The 19,747-nt window shown below is 34.9% G+C and carries 20 protein-coding genes and 1 pseudogene; 5 read left to right on the plus strand and 16 right to left on the minus strand.

Annotated elements, in window-relative coordinates:
- The 11 genes from EKG35_RS00005 to EKG35_RS00060 all read right to left on the minus strand — a co-directional run.
- Nucleotides 1-554, minus strand: a 554-nt coding sequence (locus EKG35_RS00005) for a transposase (protein ID WP_148103492.1), incomplete at its 3' end; no start/stop codon positions are given.
- 284 nt (nucleotides 555-838) lie between these two features.
- On the minus strand, nucleotides 839-1,897 hold the full coding sequence (locus EKG35_RS00015; protein WP_126292267.1) for an Mrp/NBP35 family ATP-binding protein: 1,059 nt from the start codon (nucleotides 1,895-1,897) through the stop codon (nucleotides 839-841).
- 124 nt (nucleotides 1,898-2,021) lie between these two features.
- Nucleotides 2,022-2,816 carry a glycerophosphodiester phosphodiesterase gene (locus EKG35_RS00020; RefSeq protein ID WP_126292268.1) on the minus strand — a complete coding sequence of 265 codons (795 nt, stop codon included), beginning with the start codon at nucleotides 2,814-2,816 and terminating at the stop codon, nucleotides 2,022-2,024.
- Between the two features lie 135 nt (nucleotides 2,817-2,951).
- Complete coding sequence (locus EKG35_RS00025; protein WP_126292269.1) at nucleotides 2,952-4,325, minus strand: ABC transporter substrate-binding protein; 1,374 nt, start codon at nucleotides 4,323-4,325, stop codon at nucleotides 2,952-2,954.
- A gap of 90 nt (nucleotides 4,326-4,415) precedes the next feature.
- On the minus strand, nucleotides 4,416-5,231 hold the full coding sequence (locus EKG35_RS00030; RefSeq protein WP_126292270.1) for a carbohydrate ABC transporter permease: 816 nt from the start codon (nucleotides 5,229-5,231) through the stop codon (nucleotides 4,416-4,418).
- Nucleotides 5,228-6,172 (minus strand): carbohydrate ABC transporter permease, encoded by a 945-nt coding sequence (locus tag EKG35_RS00035; RefSeq protein ID WP_126292271.1) that lies wholly within the window; start codon nucleotides 6,170-6,172, stop codon nucleotides 5,228-5,230. The genes EKG35_RS00030 and EKG35_RS00035 overlap by 4 nt, the downstream gene beginning before the upstream one ends.
- A 2-nt stretch (nucleotides 6,173-6,174) precedes the next feature.
- On the minus strand, nucleotides 6,175-7,287 hold the full coding sequence (locus EKG35_RS00040) for an ABC transporter ATP-binding protein (protein ID WP_126292272.1): 1,113 nt from the start codon (nucleotides 7,285-7,287) through the stop codon (nucleotides 6,175-6,177).
- Between the two features lie 284 nt (nucleotides 7,288-7,571).
- Nucleotides 7,572-8,285: an N-acetylmuramoyl-L-alanine amidase CwlD gene (gene cwlD, locus EKG35_RS00045; RefSeq protein WP_126292273.1), complete on the minus strand. Its 714-nt coding sequence runs from the start codon at nucleotides 8,283-8,285 to the stop codon at nucleotides 7,572-7,574.
- A gap of 190 nt (nucleotides 8,286-8,475) precedes the next feature.
- Entirely contained in the window at nucleotides 8,476-10,296 is a 1,821-nt protein-coding gene (locus EKG35_RS00050; RefSeq protein WP_126292274.1) for an ABC transporter ATP-binding protein, read from the minus strand.
- Nucleotides 10,289-12,028: an ABC transporter ATP-binding protein gene (locus EKG35_RS00055; protein WP_126292275.1), complete on the minus strand. Its 1,740-nt coding sequence runs from the start codon at nucleotides 12,026-12,028 to the stop codon at nucleotides 10,289-10,291. Before EKG35_RS00055 ends, EKG35_RS00050 begins: the two co-directional genes overlap by 8 nt.
- A gap of 75 nt (nucleotides 12,029-12,103) precedes the next feature.
- Nucleotides 12,104-12,427: a 2-keto-3-deoxygluconate kinase gene (locus EKG35_RS00060; RefSeq protein ID WP_126292276.1), complete on the minus strand. Its 324-nt coding sequence runs from the start codon at nucleotides 12,425-12,427 to the stop codon at nucleotides 12,104-12,106.
- A gap of 168 nt (nucleotides 12,428-12,595) precedes the next feature.
- Here EKG35_RS00060 and EKG35_RS00065 point away from each other — a divergent pair, with 168 nt between their 5' ends.
- From EKG35_RS00065 to EKG35_RS00075, 3 genes are all read left to right on the plus strand, one after another.
- Nucleotides 12,596-13,453, plus strand: coding sequence for a carbon-nitrogen hydrolase family protein (locus EKG35_RS00065; RefSeq protein WP_126292277.1), 858 nt, complete (start codon nucleotides 12,596-12,598; stop codon nucleotides 13,451-13,453).
- A gap of 26 nt (nucleotides 13,454-13,479) precedes the next feature.
- Complete coding sequence (locus EKG35_RS00070) at nucleotides 13,480-14,148, plus strand: GNAT family N-acetyltransferase (protein ID WP_126292278.1); 669 nt, start codon at nucleotides 13,480-13,482, stop codon at nucleotides 14,146-14,148.
- Nucleotides 14,149-14,361: 213 nt separating this feature from the next.
- Nucleotides 14,362-15,279 carry a PhzF family phenazine biosynthesis protein gene (locus tag EKG35_RS00075; protein WP_126292279.1) on the plus strand — a complete coding sequence of 306 codons (918 nt, stop codon included), beginning with the start codon at nucleotides 14,362-14,364 and terminating at the stop codon, nucleotides 15,277-15,279.
- A 145-nt stretch (nucleotides 15,280-15,424) separates the two neighbouring features.
- Here the strand turns inward: EKG35_RS00075 and EKG35_RS00080 are convergent, their stop codons facing one another.
- Nucleotides 15,425-15,688, minus strand: coding sequence for an alpha/beta-type small acid-soluble spore protein (locus EKG35_RS00080; RefSeq protein WP_126292280.1), 264 nt, complete (start codon nucleotides 15,686-15,688; stop codon nucleotides 15,425-15,427).
- 147 nt (nucleotides 15,689-15,835) lie between these two features.
- A complete protein-coding gene (locus tag EKG35_RS00085) occupies nucleotides 15,836-16,045 on the minus strand; it encodes a hypothetical protein (protein WP_126292281.1) in 210 nt (69 codons plus the stop codon).
- Nucleotides 16,046-16,223: 178 nt separating this feature from the next.
- Here EKG35_RS00085 and EKG35_RS00090 point away from each other — a divergent pair, with 178 nt between their 5' ends.
- Complete coding sequence (locus tag EKG35_RS00090; RefSeq protein ID WP_126292282.1) at nucleotides 16,224-16,646, plus strand: hypothetical protein; 423 nt, start codon at nucleotides 16,224-16,226, stop codon at nucleotides 16,644-16,646.
- Nucleotides 16,647-16,740: 94 nt separating this feature from the next.
- On the opposite strand, the gene EKG35_RS00095 is transcribed toward EKG35_RS00090, so the two are convergent.
- A complete protein-coding gene (locus EKG35_RS00095) occupies nucleotides 16,741-17,400 on the minus strand; it encodes a class A sortase (protein ID WP_185807590.1) in 660 nt (219 codons plus the stop codon).
- Between the two features lie 409 nt (nucleotides 17,401-17,809).
- Here EKG35_RS00095 and EKG35_RS00100 point away from each other — a divergent pair, with 409 nt between their 5' ends.
- Nucleotides 17,810-18,784 carry a S8 family peptidase gene (locus tag EKG35_RS00100; protein ID WP_126292284.1) on the plus strand — a complete coding sequence of 325 codons (975 nt, stop codon included), beginning with the start codon at nucleotides 17,810-17,812 and terminating at the stop codon, nucleotides 18,782-18,784.
- Nucleotides 18,785-18,897: 113 nt separating this feature from the next.
- On the opposite strand, the pseudogene rpsI reads toward EKG35_RS00100, so the two are convergent.
- Together rpsI and EKG35_RS00110 are read right to left on the minus strand one after the other, a co-directional pair.
- Nucleotides 18,898-18,969, minus strand: a pseudogene (rpsI, locus tag EKG35_RS00105) (30S ribosomal protein S9); the annotation flags it as partial.
- A 210-nt stretch (nucleotides 18,970-19,179) separates the two neighbouring features.
- Nucleotides 19,180-19,740, minus strand: a complete 561-nt coding sequence (locus tag EKG35_RS00110) for a GNAT family N-acetyltransferase (protein WP_126292285.1) — start codon at nucleotides 19,738-19,740, stop codon at nucleotides 19,180-19,182.
- Nucleotides 19,741-19,747: the final 7 nt, after the last annotated feature.

Genomic DNA, 19,747 nt, shown 5'->3' on the forward strand with positions numbered 1-19,747 from the left:
TCAATCCGATCTTGATTCAATTCTTCTTGAAGTTTAGCTTCATATGCCCGAGTCTCTTTACGTACCATCTTCTTCTCGAATTTACGTTTATTCGCACTCGCTTTAACATGCGTTGAATCGATGAAAACATGGTCAGCACTTAGTAATCCTTTATCAGCAATTTCTTTAAGTATTCGATAGAAAATCTGTTCAAAGATATCTGTGTCTTGAAAACGACGTTCATAGTTTTTACCGAAGGTTGAAAAGTGTGGTACTTCTGAATGGAAGCCAAATCCTAAAAACCATCGATACGCCATATTCGTTTCGATTTCTTTTATTGTTTGACGCATTGAACGGATTCCAAATACATATTGAACAAATGTCATTTTGATTAATACGACTGGGTCAACACTCGGGCGACCTAATTTAGAATACAGCGGTTCTACTAGTGGATAGATGAAAGAATAATCAATGGCTGATTCAAGCTTTCTAACAAGATGGTCTTTTGGTACAAGTTCTTCAATCGTAATCATCTCAATTTGATCGCGTTCATTTATTTGATTTTTCGACATCATTTCCATTCACCTCAACGTATATTTAGAAGTAGTTGATTGTAGTGTAGGCGGCGACTCCTGCGGGAAAAGCGTGACGGCCGATACCCCGCAGGAGCGTAGCGACGAGGAGGATTGGCCCACGCCCGCGGAAAGCGTCCGCCGAAACGGAAATCAACTAACTTATTCAAAAAGGGTTATTAATTTTATTTTAAAAGAAAAAAGACTGTAGGCAAACTCGAATTTTCGAGTTTGTCTACAGTCTGAGCGGACTGCCTTAATGCAGTCCGCTATTATTTTTCAAAATACTATTTCGCTAATTTATTGACTACTTTTTGTGCCATTTCTAAATAAATTTTTCCGGTTGGATGATCTTCTTCATAAATAGAAGGGGCAAAATCTTCATTTGACCAGTCAGGTTGTCCAAGCGGAATTTGTCCTAATAAATCGGTACGCAATTCATCAGCAAGCTTTGGTCCCCCTCCTTGACCAAATACAAATTCACGTTCACCAGTTGTTTTAGATTCAAACCATGCCATATTTTCAATAACGCCAAGAATATCATGATTTGTTTGCAACGCCATTGCACCGGCGCGAGCAGCAACAAAAGCAGCTGTTGGATGAGGAGTCGTAACAATAATTTCTTTTGAAGATGGCAGCATTTGGTGAATATCTAACGCTATATCACCTGTTCCTGGTGGTAAATCTAATAGTAAATAATCAATATCTCCCCATTCTACATCACGGAAAAATTGATCTAATACTTTCCCAAGCATAGGTCCACGCCAAACAATCGGCGCATTATTTTCAACAAAGAATCCCATTGAGATAACTTTTACACCTTTACGTTCGACAGGATAAATTCGCTCATCTTTTACTACTGGCATTTCTTGAATGCCCATCATATCAGGTACACTAAATCCATAAATATCAGCATCAATTAGACCGACTTTTTTGCCAAGTCTTGCAAGCGCAACCGCTAAGTTAACCGAAACTGTAGATTTCCCTACTCCACCTTTACCAGAAGCAATTGCAATAAATTGAACTGTAGATAATGGAGAAAGTAAATCATGCACCTCTGATTCTGTTGCTTTGCCACGGAAACTTTCTAATACGTCTGGAGACAATTCCTCAAAACGAATGCCCACCGTTGCAGCACCAGCTTCTTTTAAAATTTCTACAATTTTCATTTGTAATTGCATTTGTTCAGGTGTATTCGTTTTTGCAATTGCTACTTTTACACTAACATGATTTTTTTCTTCTTTAATGGATACGTTTGTTACCGCATTTGTTTCAGCAAACGTTCTATGTAAAAAAGGATCTTGTAACTGCCCTAATATTTCACGTACTTGTTGTTCGTTTATCACTCGAAACACTCCCCTATATTTGCTTCAATTTTAGTATAACACAGTGATCGTTGAATGCTTTAATGAAACATTCTACTACATCATTTTTCACATTCCCGCATTAAATTACCGATTTAATAACTTCTTAGTAAAAGAAACCATCTACATTTAATTCTCTCATTTTTTCTTGTTGTGCTTCTATCGATTCTACATTATGAAAAAACACATGTACTTCTTTTCCTTGTTTATGCAAAGCATTAATTGTTTTTATGCTTGCATCAGAGGATTCTAAACCAATAACGGGATAATCAACGCTTAACGCTTTATTTAAATCGAATTTGCCTTTTTTGAAAAGCAAAGTTAAACGTAAGTCAGGAGCTAGTTTTGCCATCTTTTCCAAACTTTTTTCAGAAAAGGATTGAATAGCGACTTTTTCTTTCTTTAATAAATTATAGTTCTTCAGCAATTGGACTAACGGCTCCTCCATAATAGCTTCTCCATTTACTAATCGAGTTTCTATATAGTATCTTTGTGTATCTCCAAAAGTTTGAAATAATTCTTCCAACGTCGGAATATCTTCTTTTGTCGTTTTTCCATTATATTTGCCTATTGTTTCATATTTTTTAATTTCTTCTAAAGATAAGTCATTTACTTTTCCTTTACCATTTGTTGTTCGGTCAATTGTTTCATCATGCATGATAATTAACACATTATCTTTTGTCATTCGCAGATCCAGTTCTAAAGCATCCACGCCATTTTTTGCTGCAATTTTATATGACGTGATGGTACTTTCATTGAAGCTATTAATTGCACCTCTATGAGCAAATATTTTAGGCTTGTCTATAATTCCAGGCAATGCTTCATTTTCTCTAATACCAAAAACTATTAATCCAAGGAGCACCAAAATAAAAAATACAATCCATATTTTAAGCAGCTTCATATTTATTTACACTCCATATCTATCCAAGTTGCTATATGTATAATACCCATTAAGCTCTATTTAAATAGAAAAAGAATAAAGCGCAATATTCAACGCTTTATTCCTTAACTAAATATTATTATTTATTCAACCTTATTATTCACCGCGGGCAGCATTTGCTTTTTCGATTGCTGCATTAAATTGCTCTACTGCTGTATTGTAGGCCTCATCAACATCCCCGCCATTGTAGACTTTTTCCAAAGCAGTTTCCATAACTTTACGTCCCTCTGGAAGCATGTCCATTAGTGCACCTTGTGTTGCATAAGAAGGTTTAGTTGCTTGCAGCTGATCAACTGTAACTTGTAATTGTGGTTTTTCAGCATATGCATCTTTTACAATTTGCTCATCATATGCAGCTGGGTTAATTGCAAAGTACCCTGTTCCGATATGCCACTTCGCTTGTACCTCTGGTGTTTGAAGGTATTTCATAAACTCCCAAGCTGCTTTTTGTTCTGCTTCAGGTTTGCCGTCGATCATCCAAAGGCTGGCACCGCCAATAACTACCCCTTGACGTTCTTTATTTTCTGGATGCGGTAAAAAAGCAATTCCTACTTCAAATGGTGCATTGTCAATTACATCTCGTGAACTAGCAGAAGATTGTAGGAACATTGCTACATCTCCAGCTAAGAAACCAGCCATCATATTATCGCTGTTTGTACCATAGTTCGCAAAAGTACCAGCGTCTACCATACGTTTTACCCACTCAAAGATCGACTTGCCTTCTTCTTCTGTCCAACCAATTTCTGTAGGCGTACCTGTACGTCCATTGTCATTATTTAATAATAACGCACCTTGGTTTGCCAGTAATTGCTCCCATAACCAACCATACGCTTGTAAAGCAAAACCTTTCATGTCTGGGTTCGATTCAACAATCGCTTTTCCTGCAGCTTCTACCTCTTCAAAAGTTTCCGGTGGAGCTTCTGGATCAAGTCCAGCTTCTTTAAATGCATCTTTATTGTAGTACATAACTGGTGTAGAAGAGTTAAACGGCATTGAATAGAATTTACCATCTAATGAATAGTAGTTCGTGATATTTTCTTCCAGACCGCTCATATCATAGCCATCTGCATCAACAAATTCTTGAATCGGCACAATTTGACCGCTATTAATCATAGATCTTGTTCCGATTTCAAAAGTTTGAATCATTGTTGGCGCACTGTCACTTCCTGCCACGGCATTAAATTTTGTTAATGACTCGTCATATGTCCCTTGGAATTCAGCATTTACTTGAATGTCATCTTGAGAGTTATTGTAATCTTCAACGATTGCGTTCAACGTTTCTTGACCAGCACCACTCATTGAGTGCCAAAATGTTACGATTTGCTTTTCCTTTGATTCAGTATCTCCCGTAGATTCCGAGTTATTCGATGAATTCGTTTCTGTTGTTGATGAACTTTCATTTGAGTTACATGCCGCTAAAATCACAACAAGCAACATCATTAAAGACGTTAGTAAAAATTGTTTTTTCATTTTTCCTACTCCTTTTTAGTTCATTGATCTATTATTTATCCTTTTATCCATTTGACGAATGAAGAGAAAAGGTATAAACCATTGTATTCCTTATTTAATTGCTCCTTCAGTTAAGCCTTTTTGCAATTTCTTTTGTCCGAGGAACAACAACACTAAGGTTGGGATAATGACAATAATGGCACCCGCCATAATCATCCCCCAATCATTTAGCTGCTCTTGATTTTGTAGTTGCTTTAACCCGATTTGAACTGTTCTGACTGTATCATTTGTTGTTGAAAGCAGCGGCCATAGATACATGTTCCAAGATGTTAAAAAGCCATAAGCACCCAAAGTAACTAAACTTGTTTTTGAAACAGGCAGTACAACCTTTAAAAAGAACTTAAAATCGCCCATTCCTTCAATTAGACTTGCTTCTCTTAACTCTTTCGGAATTTGCTTATAGTTTTGTCGAAGTAAGAAAGTTCCAAATGCCATTGCAAAAAATGGCACTGTTAATCCTAGATATTTATCAATCCATCCTAGATCACGGATGATATGGAAATTTGGAATAATAGATGCTTCAAATGGCACCATCATCGTTGCGATAAATAAAAAGAATAAAAAGTCTCTGCCTTTAAACTCTAAAAATACAAAGGCATAAGCCGCTAAACTAGATAAAACCAATTGTCCAAACGTAATAACAAGTGCGACTACTAAACTATTAAACAAATACTTCAGCAGCGGAAACTTTTCAAATGCCTTGACATAATTGTCAAAGGATAATGTCTGCGGCAAACTTCCAGTCATAATGTCTTTGTTGTCCATAAAGCTCATAACGAAGGCCATTATGACTGGTGCGAATATCACAAGTGCTGAAATCATCAGCAATATATAAAATAGAATTTTTCTGCTGATTGGCACGGTCATTGATAATGAACCTTCCTTTCACCAAGTTTGAACTGTAGTACCGTCATAACGAGAATAATGATAAATAAGACGATTGACTGAGCGCTGGCAGTACCAAATTGATAATTTGCAAAAGCCTCACGATAAATTGAGTAAACGATTAAATTCGTCGTATTTTGTGGGCCGCCTTGAGTTAAAATATCGATTTGTCCAAATGTTTGGAACGCATTAATAATTGTGACTGTAATGACAAAAAAGAGTGTTGGAGATAACATTGGAATTGTGATTCTTCGCAATTTATAAAAATAACTCGCACCGTCAATATCTGCACTTTCATATAAATAGGAATCTATGGATTGAAGACCGCCTAGTAAAATTAAGAATGTAAATCCTAGATTCATCCAAATCGTTGTTGCAGAAACTGCAAGTAATGCCCATTTTGGATCAGTCAACCAACCAATAGCGTCAATCCCAAATATTTCGAGCATTTTATTTAAAAAGCCAATCGAAGGATGAAACATGTATAACCAAAATACAGAAGCTGCCGCAACTGAGATTCCCATCGTCGAAGAAAAAATCGTACGGAATAATCCAATCCCTTTAAGTTTTTCATTTGCAAGCACTGCCAAGAACAGTGCAATAACAACTGTAGTTGGAACAGTATATAAAACAAATAAGAATGTTGACTTCATACTTTGTTGAAATACTGGAGAAGCAAACATATCAATATAGTTTTGCAGTCCAACAAACACAGTCGTTTCACCTTGTGCATTTGTTAAAAAGAAACTAAGATAAATCGTTTTGAACAGCGGATAAAACAAAAATGCTCCGAATAATACAATGGATGGAAGTAAAAACAACATCCCTTTAGCAAAACTCTTCAAACGTTGTTTCTTTTTGATTTGCTCGAAATTAATTTCACTAATTTCATTTTCCAATGATTCAAGTGTAGGATTACTCATACTCATATCTTCACAACCTCTTGTTTATTCGTATTGGAAGCAGCTTGAATTAAGTTTCCTGTATGCGCATCGAAGAAATGTATATTTTCGATTGAAATATGAACCGGTACCTTATCCCCCACTTTTCCTAACCATTGACCAAGCCATTTCGCCGTCCACAGTTCTGATCCGACTTCAAAAGATACTAATGTTTCATTTCCTAGTTGTTCGACGTTCACAACCTCTATTTCATAGGTTTCTTCACCATTTGACCCCAAAGGCAAATTCTCAGCTCGGATGCCAATAATTAAGTTTTTATTTTTAATATTTGTTTCTATTTGAGTTGAGTTAATAGGTATTTTGAGTTCTTCTTCAATAATAAGATGGTCGTCTGTTAAAACTGCTTTTCCTAAATTCATTTTTGGAGAACCAATGAAAGAAGCTACGAATAAATTTGATGGCTTGTTATAAAGCGTAATTGGTTCACCAACTTGCTGAATAACTCCATCATTTAGCACCATAATTCGATCACCCATCGTCATTGCCTCAACTTGGTCATGTGTAACATAAATCATTGTTAAACCTAACTGCTTTTGAAGACGTCGAATTTCAATTCTCATATTGGCACGTAATTTGGCATCTAAATTTGATAACGGCTCGTCCATTAAGCACAGTGGTGCCTCACTAACTACCGCGCGTGCTAAAGCAACACGTTGTCTTTGCCCGCCAGATAGTTCACGAGGCTTGCGTTTTAACAAGTCGCTTAAACCCATTAGTTTCGCTGTTTCTTCTAATCTTTTCTTTTGCACTTGTTTATCTATTTTTCTTGCATTTAGTCCAAATAATATATTTTGTTCAACTGTTAAGTGAGGATATAGTGCATAGTTTTGGAAAACCATCGACAGATTGCGATCCTTTGGAGGAAGATGGTTCACGATCTTCTCATTAATTTTTAATGTCCCTCCTGAAATTTCTTCTAGCCCTGCAATCATCCGAAGTAATGTACTTTTCCCTGAACCAGAAGGCCCAACTAAGACGAAAAATTCACCTTTCTCTATGTTCAAGTCAATACCATTCAATACATTACTTTGTTTGTTGTATGACTTTGAAATATCCATCAATTCGATGTATCCCATACCTTAACCCCTTTCAAAGAACTACACTTATTCAACCATAAAATTATGACAAAAACGATTGGTTATGGAACTTTTTACATATATTATTACTAGATTTATAACTTTTACATTTGATAAATAATTCATATACAAAATTAAAAAACCATTCACAAGAAGTCGTGAATGGTTTTATCAAATAATATTTTTTTATAAATAATAACTGCTTAATAATACTTAGAAACCCTGACATTATAAGGCTTGTACCATAAACTAAAATAACTTTAAAAATCAAAAAATGTTTTTCATTATTCGAATTCCAAGTTTACATAGTTTTCAATACCTTCCACAATTGCATTTGCCATTTTCTCTTGATAGTCTTCATCGGATAATAATTTACGTTCTTCGTTATTGCTTAAGAACCCTGTTTCGACTAATACTGAAGGAACCTCTGTTTTCTTTAAAAGATAGATTTGCTTAATGGCCAATGCTTCACGATCCGTATTTTGCAAAGTTTCTTTAATAGAGGATTGAACAGACTTTGCTAACAATTCACTATTGGCGTGTCCATCTTTATGATAAAAAACTTGTGCCCCTCGCCATTTTTCTTCAGGAATGGCATTTGCGTGAATGGTAATGAAAATATCTGGTTCATTGGACTTCACAAGATTAGCTCTTAAAAAGATGTCTTGCTTTTTTCTTTCTCTTAATGTAGCAAATTCTTCACTTGGAGCATGTTCAGCTAGTACATCCTCATCTGTTGTTCGGGTCATGACTACTTCCGCTCCCATACGCTTTAATTGGCGTTCCACCTTTTTAGCAATTGCAAGCGTTACATCTTTTTCAATAACTTCTCCCGATGAAGCTCCCCCATCAATTCCTCCATGGCCAGCATCAACGACTATTTTCACTCCACCTAATGGTTCTGGTAAAAAGAAACGTCGATCGGATGCGCTTGTCTCATAAAATACAACAAGTAAACAACATAACAAAATAACTCCTAGAGCGATCCACCGCTTCAAAACTATTACACCGCCTTTAGCAACCTTTTGAACTACTATACGCTTGAAGTTGGTTTTGTATGCGTAAAGTTCAAATTACATAAAAACAAATATAGTATGTTCAATCATTAAACTATTTAGAACGGTTTCATCGTTTTTTTCAAAATCAAAAAGCTATCCACCTTCTTATAAAAGTGGACAGCTTAAAAGATTATTGAAGCTGCAATTGGTTTTGCAGATTTTCGTAAAAGCCCTTTTGCATCATTAATGTTTCATGGTTGCCTTTCTCTAATATTACTCCATCTTTAATAACTAATATTTGATCCGCATTTTCAATTGTTTTTAAACGATGTGCAATAACAAAGCTTGTACGACCCTTCATTAAATTATTTAACCCTTTTTGAATGTGTACTTCTGTCATTGTATCAACGCTTGAAGTAGCTTCATCTAGTATTAATATATCAGGGTCTTCCAATATTGCCCGTGCAATTGCGATTAACTGGCGTTGACCCTGACTTAAATTCAGTCCGCCTGAAACAAGCATCGTGTCATATGATTGCGGCAAATATTTTATAAAATTGTGGGCGTAGGCGATTTTCGCAGCTTTTTCGACTTCTTCATCTGTCGCATCCAGCTTACCGTAACGGATATTTTCTCGAACTGTCCCCGAGAAAAGATACGTATCTTGCAGTACTATGCCAATATGATCACGTAAGTTTTCCATTTGGTACTGTTTAATATTTTCTCCATCAATTAATATTTCACCGCTTTTGGCATCATAAAAACGATTAAGCAGTTGTATTATTGTTGTTTTCCCTGAACCCGTCGGACCAACAAGGGCAATCGTTTCTCCTGCCCTAGCATGGAATGAAAGGTTATGAAGAATTGGTTTATCGTTTTGATAATAAAATTGGACATTACGAAACTCGACATCCCCATTATAACGTTTCTTGGCAATTGCTCCCGCAACATCTGCTGCTTCTTCTTTTTCATCTAATATTTCAAATACACGTTCTACTCCTGCGATAGCAGATTGGAATGTATTTAATAAATTCGACAATTGGTTAATTGGACGGAAGAATTGTCTTGAATAAGTAACAAAGGAAGCAATCACCCCAATTGAAACCCCAAAGTTGCCTAATACCATTAAAGCCCCTACACCAATTATTAACCCAATCCCGAAGTTATTAATGAAGTTGTTGATTGGTCCAAGGAATCCCGAAGTAATATCTGCACTTAAAGCAGATGCTCTTAGTTTTTCATTTGCTTGTTTAAATTGAGCAATCGTCTGCTCTTCTTTTCCGAATAATGTTGTAATATGGGAATTCGATATCGTTTCCTCAATAAAACCATTTAAATTCCCTAAATCTTTTTGACGCTGAACGTAATTCTTACTACTTCGTTTAATAATTTGTTTCGTAGACCAAATTATAATTGGAATAACAAGTAGTGTTACTACCGCTAATACCCAGTTTAAATAAAACATTGCAATTGCAGTTCCCACTACTGATAATATTGTTGAAATGATTTGAATAACACTTTGTGATAGTGCAGCATTTAAATTTTCAATATCATTTGTCATCCGACTCATTAAATCGCCCTGTTGACGTTTATCGAAAGTTGATAAAGGAAGTGATTGGAACTTCTCAAATAAATGTTGTCGAAGCTGATGAATGGTTTTTTGTGATACACGAATCATCACAAAAGTTTGCAGCCACATAAATATTGCAGATACAATATATATTCCTGCAAGTATCAAAATCATTCTTATAGTTCCATCAATATCAAACTTTAAAATATGTTCATCGATAATAATTCCAATTAATAACGGACCTAATAAGTTTAAAATAGATGAAAAAACTACAAAGAAAATAGAGCTGATGATTCCTATTTTTTGGTTTTTTAAATATAACCAAATTCGTTTAAGTGTCGCTTTTTGATTTTTTGCTTTTTCTGCTGGACCATTAAATCTTGGACCGGGGTGTTTTCCAATTGGAGGAGGTCCAGGTGATTTTTCTGGTGATTTATTCATTTAAAATCCCTCCTCTTACCAGCTGTGTTGAAACAATTTCTTGATATACCCTATTTGTTTCAAGTAGTTCTTCATGGGTCCCTTGCCCTACGATACTGCCATCATCCAACACCAATATTTTATCCGCATGACGAATCGATGAAATTTTCGATGACACAATAAACTTCGTACTTTCCTTAAAATTGTTTGCGATGGCATTTTGTATTCTTCTCTCTGAAAAACTATCTACAGCAGATGTTGTATCGTCTAAAATTAATATTGCCGGCTTGCGAATAAATGCACGGGCCATTGCAAGACGCTGCTTCTGTCCGCCTGATAGGTTGGTTGCACCTTGCGTGATATGATGCTGTTGTTTATCATCAAACTTTTCAACAAATTCTAATGCACAGGAAGATTCTAATGCTTCTATTAATTCGTCCATTGTTGCCTCGTCATTCCCGTATTTCACATTCGCTTCAATTGTTCTGGAAAATAAAGTTGCCTTTTGAGGAGCAAAGCCAATTGAACTTCGTAATGTATGTAAATCATAGTGACGAATAGGTTGGCCATCGATTTTAATAACCCCTTGATCCGCTTCAAACATTCTTGGTATTAATTGAACAATAGTTGATTTCCCACTACCAGTCATGCCAATAATACCGATAGTCTCTCCTGGATTCGCTTTAAAGGAAATATTCTTTAACACTGGTTCATTATTTTTGTTATAAGCAAAACTAACATTTTCAAACTCAACAGCACCTTTAATAGGGGTACTCATTGGGTTTTCAATATTTTTAATTTCAGATTTTTCTTCAAGCACCTCGACAATGCGTTTGGCACTTGGTACTGCACGGGCAATTTGCATTAATACATTAGAAGAACTCATTAACCCACCCATAATCATCATTAAATAGTTAATAAATGCTAAAATTACCCCTACCTCAATTGTTTCATTCCCTATCTTGAAAGCACCCATCCATAGAGCTGCAATAATGCCCATATTAACGACAAATGCAGTTAAAGGCATTAGAATGCCAATGATTTGATCTGCGTGAATATTCCGCTTCATTAATGTTTCATTTACCGTTGTAAATTGCTCGATTTGATGTTTTTTGCGGTTATAAGCTTTAATGACACGGATGCCGGCTAAATTTTCTTGTACTCTTGTGTTTACGGCATCTATCGCTTCTTGTACTTTTAAAAATAGCTTTCCAGATAATTTTGTGAAAAAATAAATGGATATTGCCAGGATTGGCACAACAACTAATAAAATTGGAAATAGTTCACGGGCTGTAATAAATACGATGACAATGGCACCAATAAAAGTGAATGGACCGCGTACAAAAATCTTTAATAGCATCGTAAGTGCTCGCTGCAACATTTCCACATCACTCGTAATGTTTGTAATGAGCTTCCCAATCGTAAAATGATCTTTATTACTATTTGAAAAATACGTAATTGTCTCATATAAATCTTGGCGAATATCCGCCGCAAAATTAATGGCTGTCTTTGAAGCATAAATGGAACAACCAGCACCGCCTATTAATCCCATCACTGCACATAGAATAATCAGTCCAAACATTTTAATTACGTATGGCATATTGTCTTTTGCAATACCATTATCAATAATATGCTGCATAATTGTCGGTTGAATTAAATCCATCGCTACTTCAAGCACCATCATTAATGGAGCGATAATTGCAAAGACCATATATGGTTTCATATATTTCTTTAAGGAGAATATGGCTTGCATGATGTACCTTCTTTCTGTTGATACGATAGTAAAAGTTATTTGAATCCATGTAAATTAGTTATTGAAAGTCTACAGTTATTGATTAGACTTGTCATGCTTATTTAAGTCTGATATTTCATTAGAAACCTCTTGTAATTCAAAGGCTGCTTTGAAGTCATTTATGATGTCCTCAGTTGCTTTTAGTTCACCTGCAATTACTTGCTGTATTGTTTGATATTCTGGGCATGCCAATTGTTTCTTTAGTGTATCCCGCTTAATAACTAGCTGCTGATAAAAAGCTAACACTCTTCCACGTCTAAATGTTTTGGCTCCATGACTTCCTCTTCCTCGCTTACCGATTCCTTGATCATGTTCAGAAAAAGCCACTTCACCTAATTGACCATTCTGTTTGCTAATCATAAAAATGCACCGCCCTCTGCATACAATTGTATACATAAGTATACAAATTTACAATAAACTTTCATTAAAAACTTTTATGCATGGAGAAGAGAAGTTTAAATACTTCATTTAAGCAGAAAATCTCCTATAATATAACTATCAAAAAAATCTTAAAAAAGAGGGTTGTGTATGAAGTTTCGTGTTTCAGCAGTACAATATCATCTACATTCAATTCAGTCTTTCGAGGAATTTGCTCACCAATGTGAGCATTATATAAAGGCAGCTTTAGAGTTTGATACAGAGTTCATTTTATTCCCTGAGTTTTTTACAACACAATTACTATCGATTAAAGGCAAAGACGGCAAAGCTCTAACAATTAATGATTTACCTTCCTATACAGAGCAATATCAAGAATTATTCGTTTCATTTGCTAAAAAGTATAATATTTATATTATTGCGGGTACGCATGTTGTCGAGGTAAATGGAAAATTGCGCAACACCGCCCATTTATTTTACCCGGACGGTCGAATCGGAACACAGGCGAAACTTCATATTACTCCTACAGAAGTCCATGAATGGAATATGTCTCGCGGTGAAGGTTTAGAAATATTCGATACAGACAAAGGGAAAATTGCAATTCTTACTTGTTATGACATTGAATTCCCAGAAATCGTTCGTATGGCAAAAGCAAAAGGAGCAGATGTCATCTTCTGTCCATCGTGCACAGATGACCGCCACGGTTTCCATCGTGTACGTTATACAAGTCATGCCCGCGCGATCGAAAATCAAGTATATGTTGTCTTAACAGGTACTGTAGGAGCTCTTCCTACTGTTGATTTTATGCGTGCAAACTTTGGGCAAGCTGCAATTATTACTCCTAATGATGTACCTTTCCCTCCTAAGGGTCTTTTAGCTGAAGGGGAAATTAACAACGATATGATTATTACAGCAGATTTAGATCTTGAGCTGCTTTATAAAGTGCGAGAAAAAGGCTCTGTAACTACTTGGCGTGATCGAAGAGTTGATTTATACACAGATTGGGAATAGAAATTTTTGTTTAGGGGGAGAAGCACATGTATCGGAGTGAGCAGCTATTATTTGATAACGGAAAACCAGTACCAATTATTATCCGCAACTATTCAACAGATGATTTCGATGACTTAATCGAGATACAAGCGGAATGTTTCCCACCTCCTTTTCCATCAGAATTATGGTGGAATAAAAAACAGCTAACAAATCATGTAACACTTTTCCCCGAAGGTGCTTTATGCATTGAAATTGACGGGAAGGTCGTTAGCTCATTGACAGGGGTTTGTGTTCACTTTGACCCTGCACACCCTGAACATACTTGGGCAGAAGCAACCGACCACGGCTATATTACAAACCACGATCCAAATGGCAATACACTTTATATTGTAGATATAAGCGTTCGGCCTGCTTTCCGATCTCTAGGACTTGGGAAAATTATGATGCAATCCATGTATCATGTAATAATTGAAAAAGGATTAGACCGCTTGCTTGGCGGCGGACGAATGCCTGGATACTACAAACATGCTAACAACATGACAGCTAACGAATATATCGACGCAGTTGTTCGAGGGGAGCTGCATGACCCCGTAATTTCTTTTTTATTAAGATGCGGTCGCTTACCCTTAACTGTAGTAGAGAATTACTTGGATGATGAGGAATCACTTAATTATGGAGTTTTAATGGAGTGGAAAAATCCATTTAAGGGAATTTAGATTGTTCTTCCTATCCCACATTTGTAAGCAGTTTGTGTGCCCTAAGTGAACCATTGCTCTTTTTAATTTCAAAGGGATGCCTAGTTTAACTGGGCATCCCTTTAATTCATGTTACTCTAAATTACCATATTTCCTTTTACAAAACTGTATAATAAATACATACTTATAAATTTGTAAGTACAGTCTAAAATTTTAAAACTGGGGGGAAGGTATTTGAAAGAATATGTGTATACGTTAGTCGATGTATTTACAAATAAAAGATTCGGAGGCAATCCACTTGCTGTTTTTGAAAACGCAGAAGGTCTTACGACAGAAATGATGCAATTAATTGCTAATGAATTAAATTTATCTGAAACAACATTCGTATTTCCACCTAGTGTTCCTAATAACACTAAAAAATTACGCATTTTCACTCCGAAGTTAGAGCTTCCTATGGCAGGACATCCAACAATAGGAACAGCTTATGTATTAGCTACAAAAGGGATTGTTTCTACAAACGACGGCTCCAATGAATGGGTTTTAGAAGAAGGAGTTGGAGACATTCCAGTTACTGTTTATAAGGAAAATAATAATATTATTAAGAGCGAGATGGAACAACCGATTGCAGAGTTTGGAGAAACCTTTACGGATATAGATTTAATTTCACAGCTTTTATCATTGGAAAAAGAAGAAATTGCTCAAACATTGCCTATAATTTCTGTTTCCTCAGGCGTACCTTTTTTGTTTATTCCAATTAAATCATTAGCTGCAATGAAGAAAATAAATTTCCGTACAGATGTATGGCAGGAACATTTTAATACACATCCAAATCGTCAGCATATTTTTACATTTACTACTGAAACGGTAGAGGAAGTTTCGCAGGTTCATAGTCGAATGTTTGCACCTGCAATGGGTATAGCTGAAGATCCGGCAACTGGAGGTGCAAGTGGACCATTAGGAGCTTATTTAATAAAATATGGTGTTATTCCTAGCAATGCGGACGGCGTCTACCAAATTAGAAGTGAACAAGGATTTGAAATGGGGCGCCCAAGCTACATTGATATAACAATTCACAAGTCTAAAAATGCCATTCAAAAAATAAAAGTTGGAGGTCCAGCAATAATTATTGGTACGGGGAAAATTTATTTATAAATCGTTTTGAATATGTATCAGGCTGGAGGAATAATAAAATTTCTTCAGCCTTATTGACTTTTTTCGTTTTACAAAATAAAAAAAGCCCCAAAGCAAATGCATTGAGAGCCTTATATGTGCAAAAACTTAAAAATGAGTTTCTTTTTCATGATTGTTTTTTAGTTAAGTTTTCTTGAGCCATCTTTACAAGCTCCTTAACCATATTACCACCTAATTGTCCACCGACCTTGCCAGCTTCTTCAGAAGTAAGCTTTCCATTATAGCCTTCTTTTAACGGTATACCGATTTCTTGGGCAACCTCAAATTTAGCCTGTTCAGGATTAGCCGTGCCAGCAACTTTGGCCTTTAATTGATCCAGCGCCTGTCTTGCTTCTGGTATTAAAATTTTATTTCTATTTCTTCTCCCCATAATTGTCCCTCCTTTATTTTTATGATGTCCTGAAAGAGGGAAAACATGTTTCGAAGTTATTTATTCTAACGCTAAACACACGAAAATATTTTACCAAGTGAATCTGAACAAAGTGATTATCCTGTTTATTATAACTACGGTCATTTTTTATTTTGATTTTTCTTTTCTTGATTGCATATATTGCTGTGTTAGCATCCCTGCATTATAAACTGAAATAATCATTACTAAATAAAATAACAGTCTAGGAAGATTAAATTCTCCCCGAAATGAAAAGTCCGTATAGTTAAAAGAATTAATTATAAAACCCAGAGCAACTGCTATCGATAAAAAGAATTGGCCTTTTATAGATTTTACCATCATAATCCTCCAGACACACTTGTAAAATTTCCTTTATTTTACCATTTAAATTTTCACTTCTCCATCTAAATAAACCTTAAAAAATTCTGTTTATAAATAAGCGTGTTATTCCACCCGAATATCTCGCTGTTTTTTGTACATATTATCAATACAAATGTATATAAAGGTGGGAATCTATATGGAAGACGCCAAAAAAAGATTGGAAATACTAATAGATAATACACTACAAGTTCTTGATCATATGGTAGTAGATTCTGAATATAACGAAATGCTTCAATCTATTAAAAGTGGGTTAAGCGAGCAAAAAAGAAAGGCCGCGGCATTCTCGAATAACACAAATGAAGAGCTCAAAAATGAAGCACTTGCTATGACTAAAACTTTAAGTGAAATTAATAATAAGGTACAGGAATTAGAAACAAATTTAATGGAGGATTATAAAAAATCAACAGGGAACCGAATTGAAGCATATGAGAATTTGTCTATAGATGAGCAAAGAGAGCAAGCTGAGTCCTATCATGATAAAATTGATTACTTAAGTGCTGTAAAGGTCCGTGAAAATATAAATGATATGAATGAGATTTTATCTAAAATAATGTCTTAAAAATTCGAAAGATATATCCAGAGGTTTTGAATTTTTTCTTAAAAATAAAACACATCAACTCGTAATGTTGATGTGTTTCGTTTTCGATCCTCTTTTATTTATTATTCAACTCTATTTGAAAAGCCTCTATTACTTTACTTGTCGCCTCTTTAATCGGTATTTTTTTTACGAAATGAGCCCTTGTCAGTAATCTAGCGTTACCATCATTATCGCATGTAATTAAAGTTAAGATTTTCTTTCCTTCTATCTCATCAAGTACTTCAATTGCTGTTGCCTCGATTGTTCTTTGCTCGTCTACCTGATATTCATAAACATACTTTAAATCTGTTAGATAAACTGCTGCACCCTTTTCAACTTGAAATAAAGGGCTAAAAAGTAAATCTTCGCGATCCATATGATGCCCTGCTAAAGCATAATTGCCTTCTCCCATTGCTTGGTTCTCTTTCATTGTTCCTGCTGTTAATGCTAGTGTATAACTAGAAGTTCCTTTCCCGATAGGCAAATTCAAATTAACACTTGGAATGCTTATAGCTCCGATGACGGATATATCATCCTTATTTAAATTCGCTTTAAGAATTGTCTTTAAATCTAATTCTTCTACCTCTTCAAAGTTAAACGAAGTATTCTTTTCATTATTTTTTTCTATCTCACTTGCACTTATTGTATCTATTTTAATTGAATCTGTTCCCATTGAAACAAGTCGATTTTCTATTGTATTATGGAATACTAATAAAACCCCAATTAATAGAAGCATCAAAAATATTATGTTCTTTACTATTTTTAATATCTTTTGATTTTCCCTCATAATTTTCTCCCAGCATTAGATAGATATTGTCGTCATAACAAAACCCAAAAATAATTTCTTTAATTAAAGAGTTACTACTAGGTATTTACATTATATACATTAACTTATATTTTATCTTTTACTATATACTAAACAGCACCTAAAAATAAATGACCCGTAAGTAGTAGTTATTTTTGGGTACTAAATTAAGGGGGAATTTTTTAATGAAAGTTTATCTTCTCTGAAATAAACCTACCCCTTAGATGGAATGTAAAATTTATATACGAAAGAAGGAATACAAAACTTTATGTTGAACTTATAAAATAGGAAGTCATTACCAATTGGTAACTTCCATATTTTAATTTGAAGGAGGATGAAAATGATTCATAAGCCGTTACAAGTCAAATTAATCCCTTACACTATTGAGTCGATTGTAGAAATGGCAAACGAAACACCAAAAGGGGTAGATTTAATTCAAGCACCCTCGATTTGGGAAGATAGTAATCAAGGTGAAGGCATTGTAATTGCAGTAATTGATACTGGTATTGAAACCGACCATCCCGACCTCAAAGATCAAATTATCGACGGACGAAATTTTACTTCCGATTATGATGGAGACCCTAATATATTTGAAGATAACAATGGACATGGAACCCATGTCTCAGGAACGATAGCCGCTAGTTTAAATAATGAAGGCGTTGTTGGTGTAGCTCCTAAAGCTAAAATTTTAAGTTTGAAAGTATTAACTGGACAAGGAACGGGAGATTATGAGTGGATTATCAACGCTATTAACTATGCAGTAGAATGGCGTGGACCACAAGGAGAACGAGTACGCGTAATCTCAATGTCACTTGGTGGTCCTGAAGATGTTCCAGAATTGCATAAAGCCATACAAAACGCAGTTAGCCAAGATATATCTGTTGTTGTCGCAGCTGGAAACGAAGGGGATAATATTGAAGATACATTTGAGTATTCTTATCCTGGAAAATATAATGAAGTCATTCAAGTTGGAGCCGTTGATCATAACTTAAGGCTTGCTCCGTTTACAAATAACAATGAAGAAATAGATATTGTTGCTCCTGGAGTAGAAGTTGTTTCTACTTACTTAGGACACAAATACGCTTCTCTTTCCGGCACATCAATGGCTACCCCTCACATCGCTGGCGCTATAGCATTGCTTATTAATTTAAGTGAAAGAGAGTTTGGTAGACCTTTTAGTGAAACAGAAATTTATGCACAGCTTATTAAACGAACTTTACCAATAGGAAAACGTAAAAGTTCTGAAGGTAATGGATTTCTCATACTTAACTTAGTTGAAAAAATTCAAGACATTATGAATGCGGCTCGAATTTAACGCCACTGAAAATAACATGGTTTCTCACAAAGCATTTTATCCTTTGTGAACCACAAAAAAACCCTTTCTCGGCAATCCGAGAAAGGGTTTTAAAACGTTGATATAACGTAATATTAACGTTTTGAGAATTGAGGCGCACGACGAGCACCTTTAAGACCGTATTTTTTACGTTCTAAAATTTCAGCTATTTCATGGAGTTTCATTTAATAGCATAACGCTTTAATTTCAGTAATTTTATACTCAATCATTTTCATTCTAATTAATATAATTTCAGAAACTCATAGTTATTTTATAGTTAAAAACTTTAAATGCTGGCGGGCAATATTTCAAATACCATAATAAATGAAAGATGGGTAAAAGAGAAAAATATCTTTTCTATCTCAAAAACAAACGGTTCAAGATTTAATCCAAATAATGTCTGCAGCTTTATTTACAATAGTATTATCATTACCCCAAATCACATTGAAACCGTGTTTTTTATAGAAATAATCGAGCTTATCAAAATGATCCTTATCTGCGTAGGAAATCCAACCTAAAATTGTCTTTATAGAGTTATCTATAGCAAAATTAATTAAAGAATTAAGTAATATTGTCCCGTAACCCCTGCCTTCATTCTCCCCAATAACTTCTATATCACAAAGCTCAATTGTTTCTTCATCATTGAATTTGGCACTTAAACGTATTCGGTTCAATACTATACCTTTTTTATTAATAACTTTAAGTTCTATAAAAAATGCTCTAAAAATCTCACTTTGATCTAACTTATTAAGATAAACAATGATATGCTCACCATTTTTATGTAAAACATTAAGAATCAATTTCTCAGAATCATCTTCAATCTTTTTAGTCTCCATTTTTAATACTGTGTCTAAATCCTTTATTTCATTTTTTGAATAATGTCTTTTCTTCCATTGTCGCTCTAAATCAAATAAAAAATCAGCAAAAGATTCACCCATATAATCA

The sequence above is a fragment of the Lysinibacillus telephonicus genome, assembly GCF_003966145.1.
GTDB classification, from domain to species: domain Bacteria; phylum Bacillota; class Bacilli; order Bacillales_A; family Planococcaceae; genus Ureibacillus; species Ureibacillus telephonicus.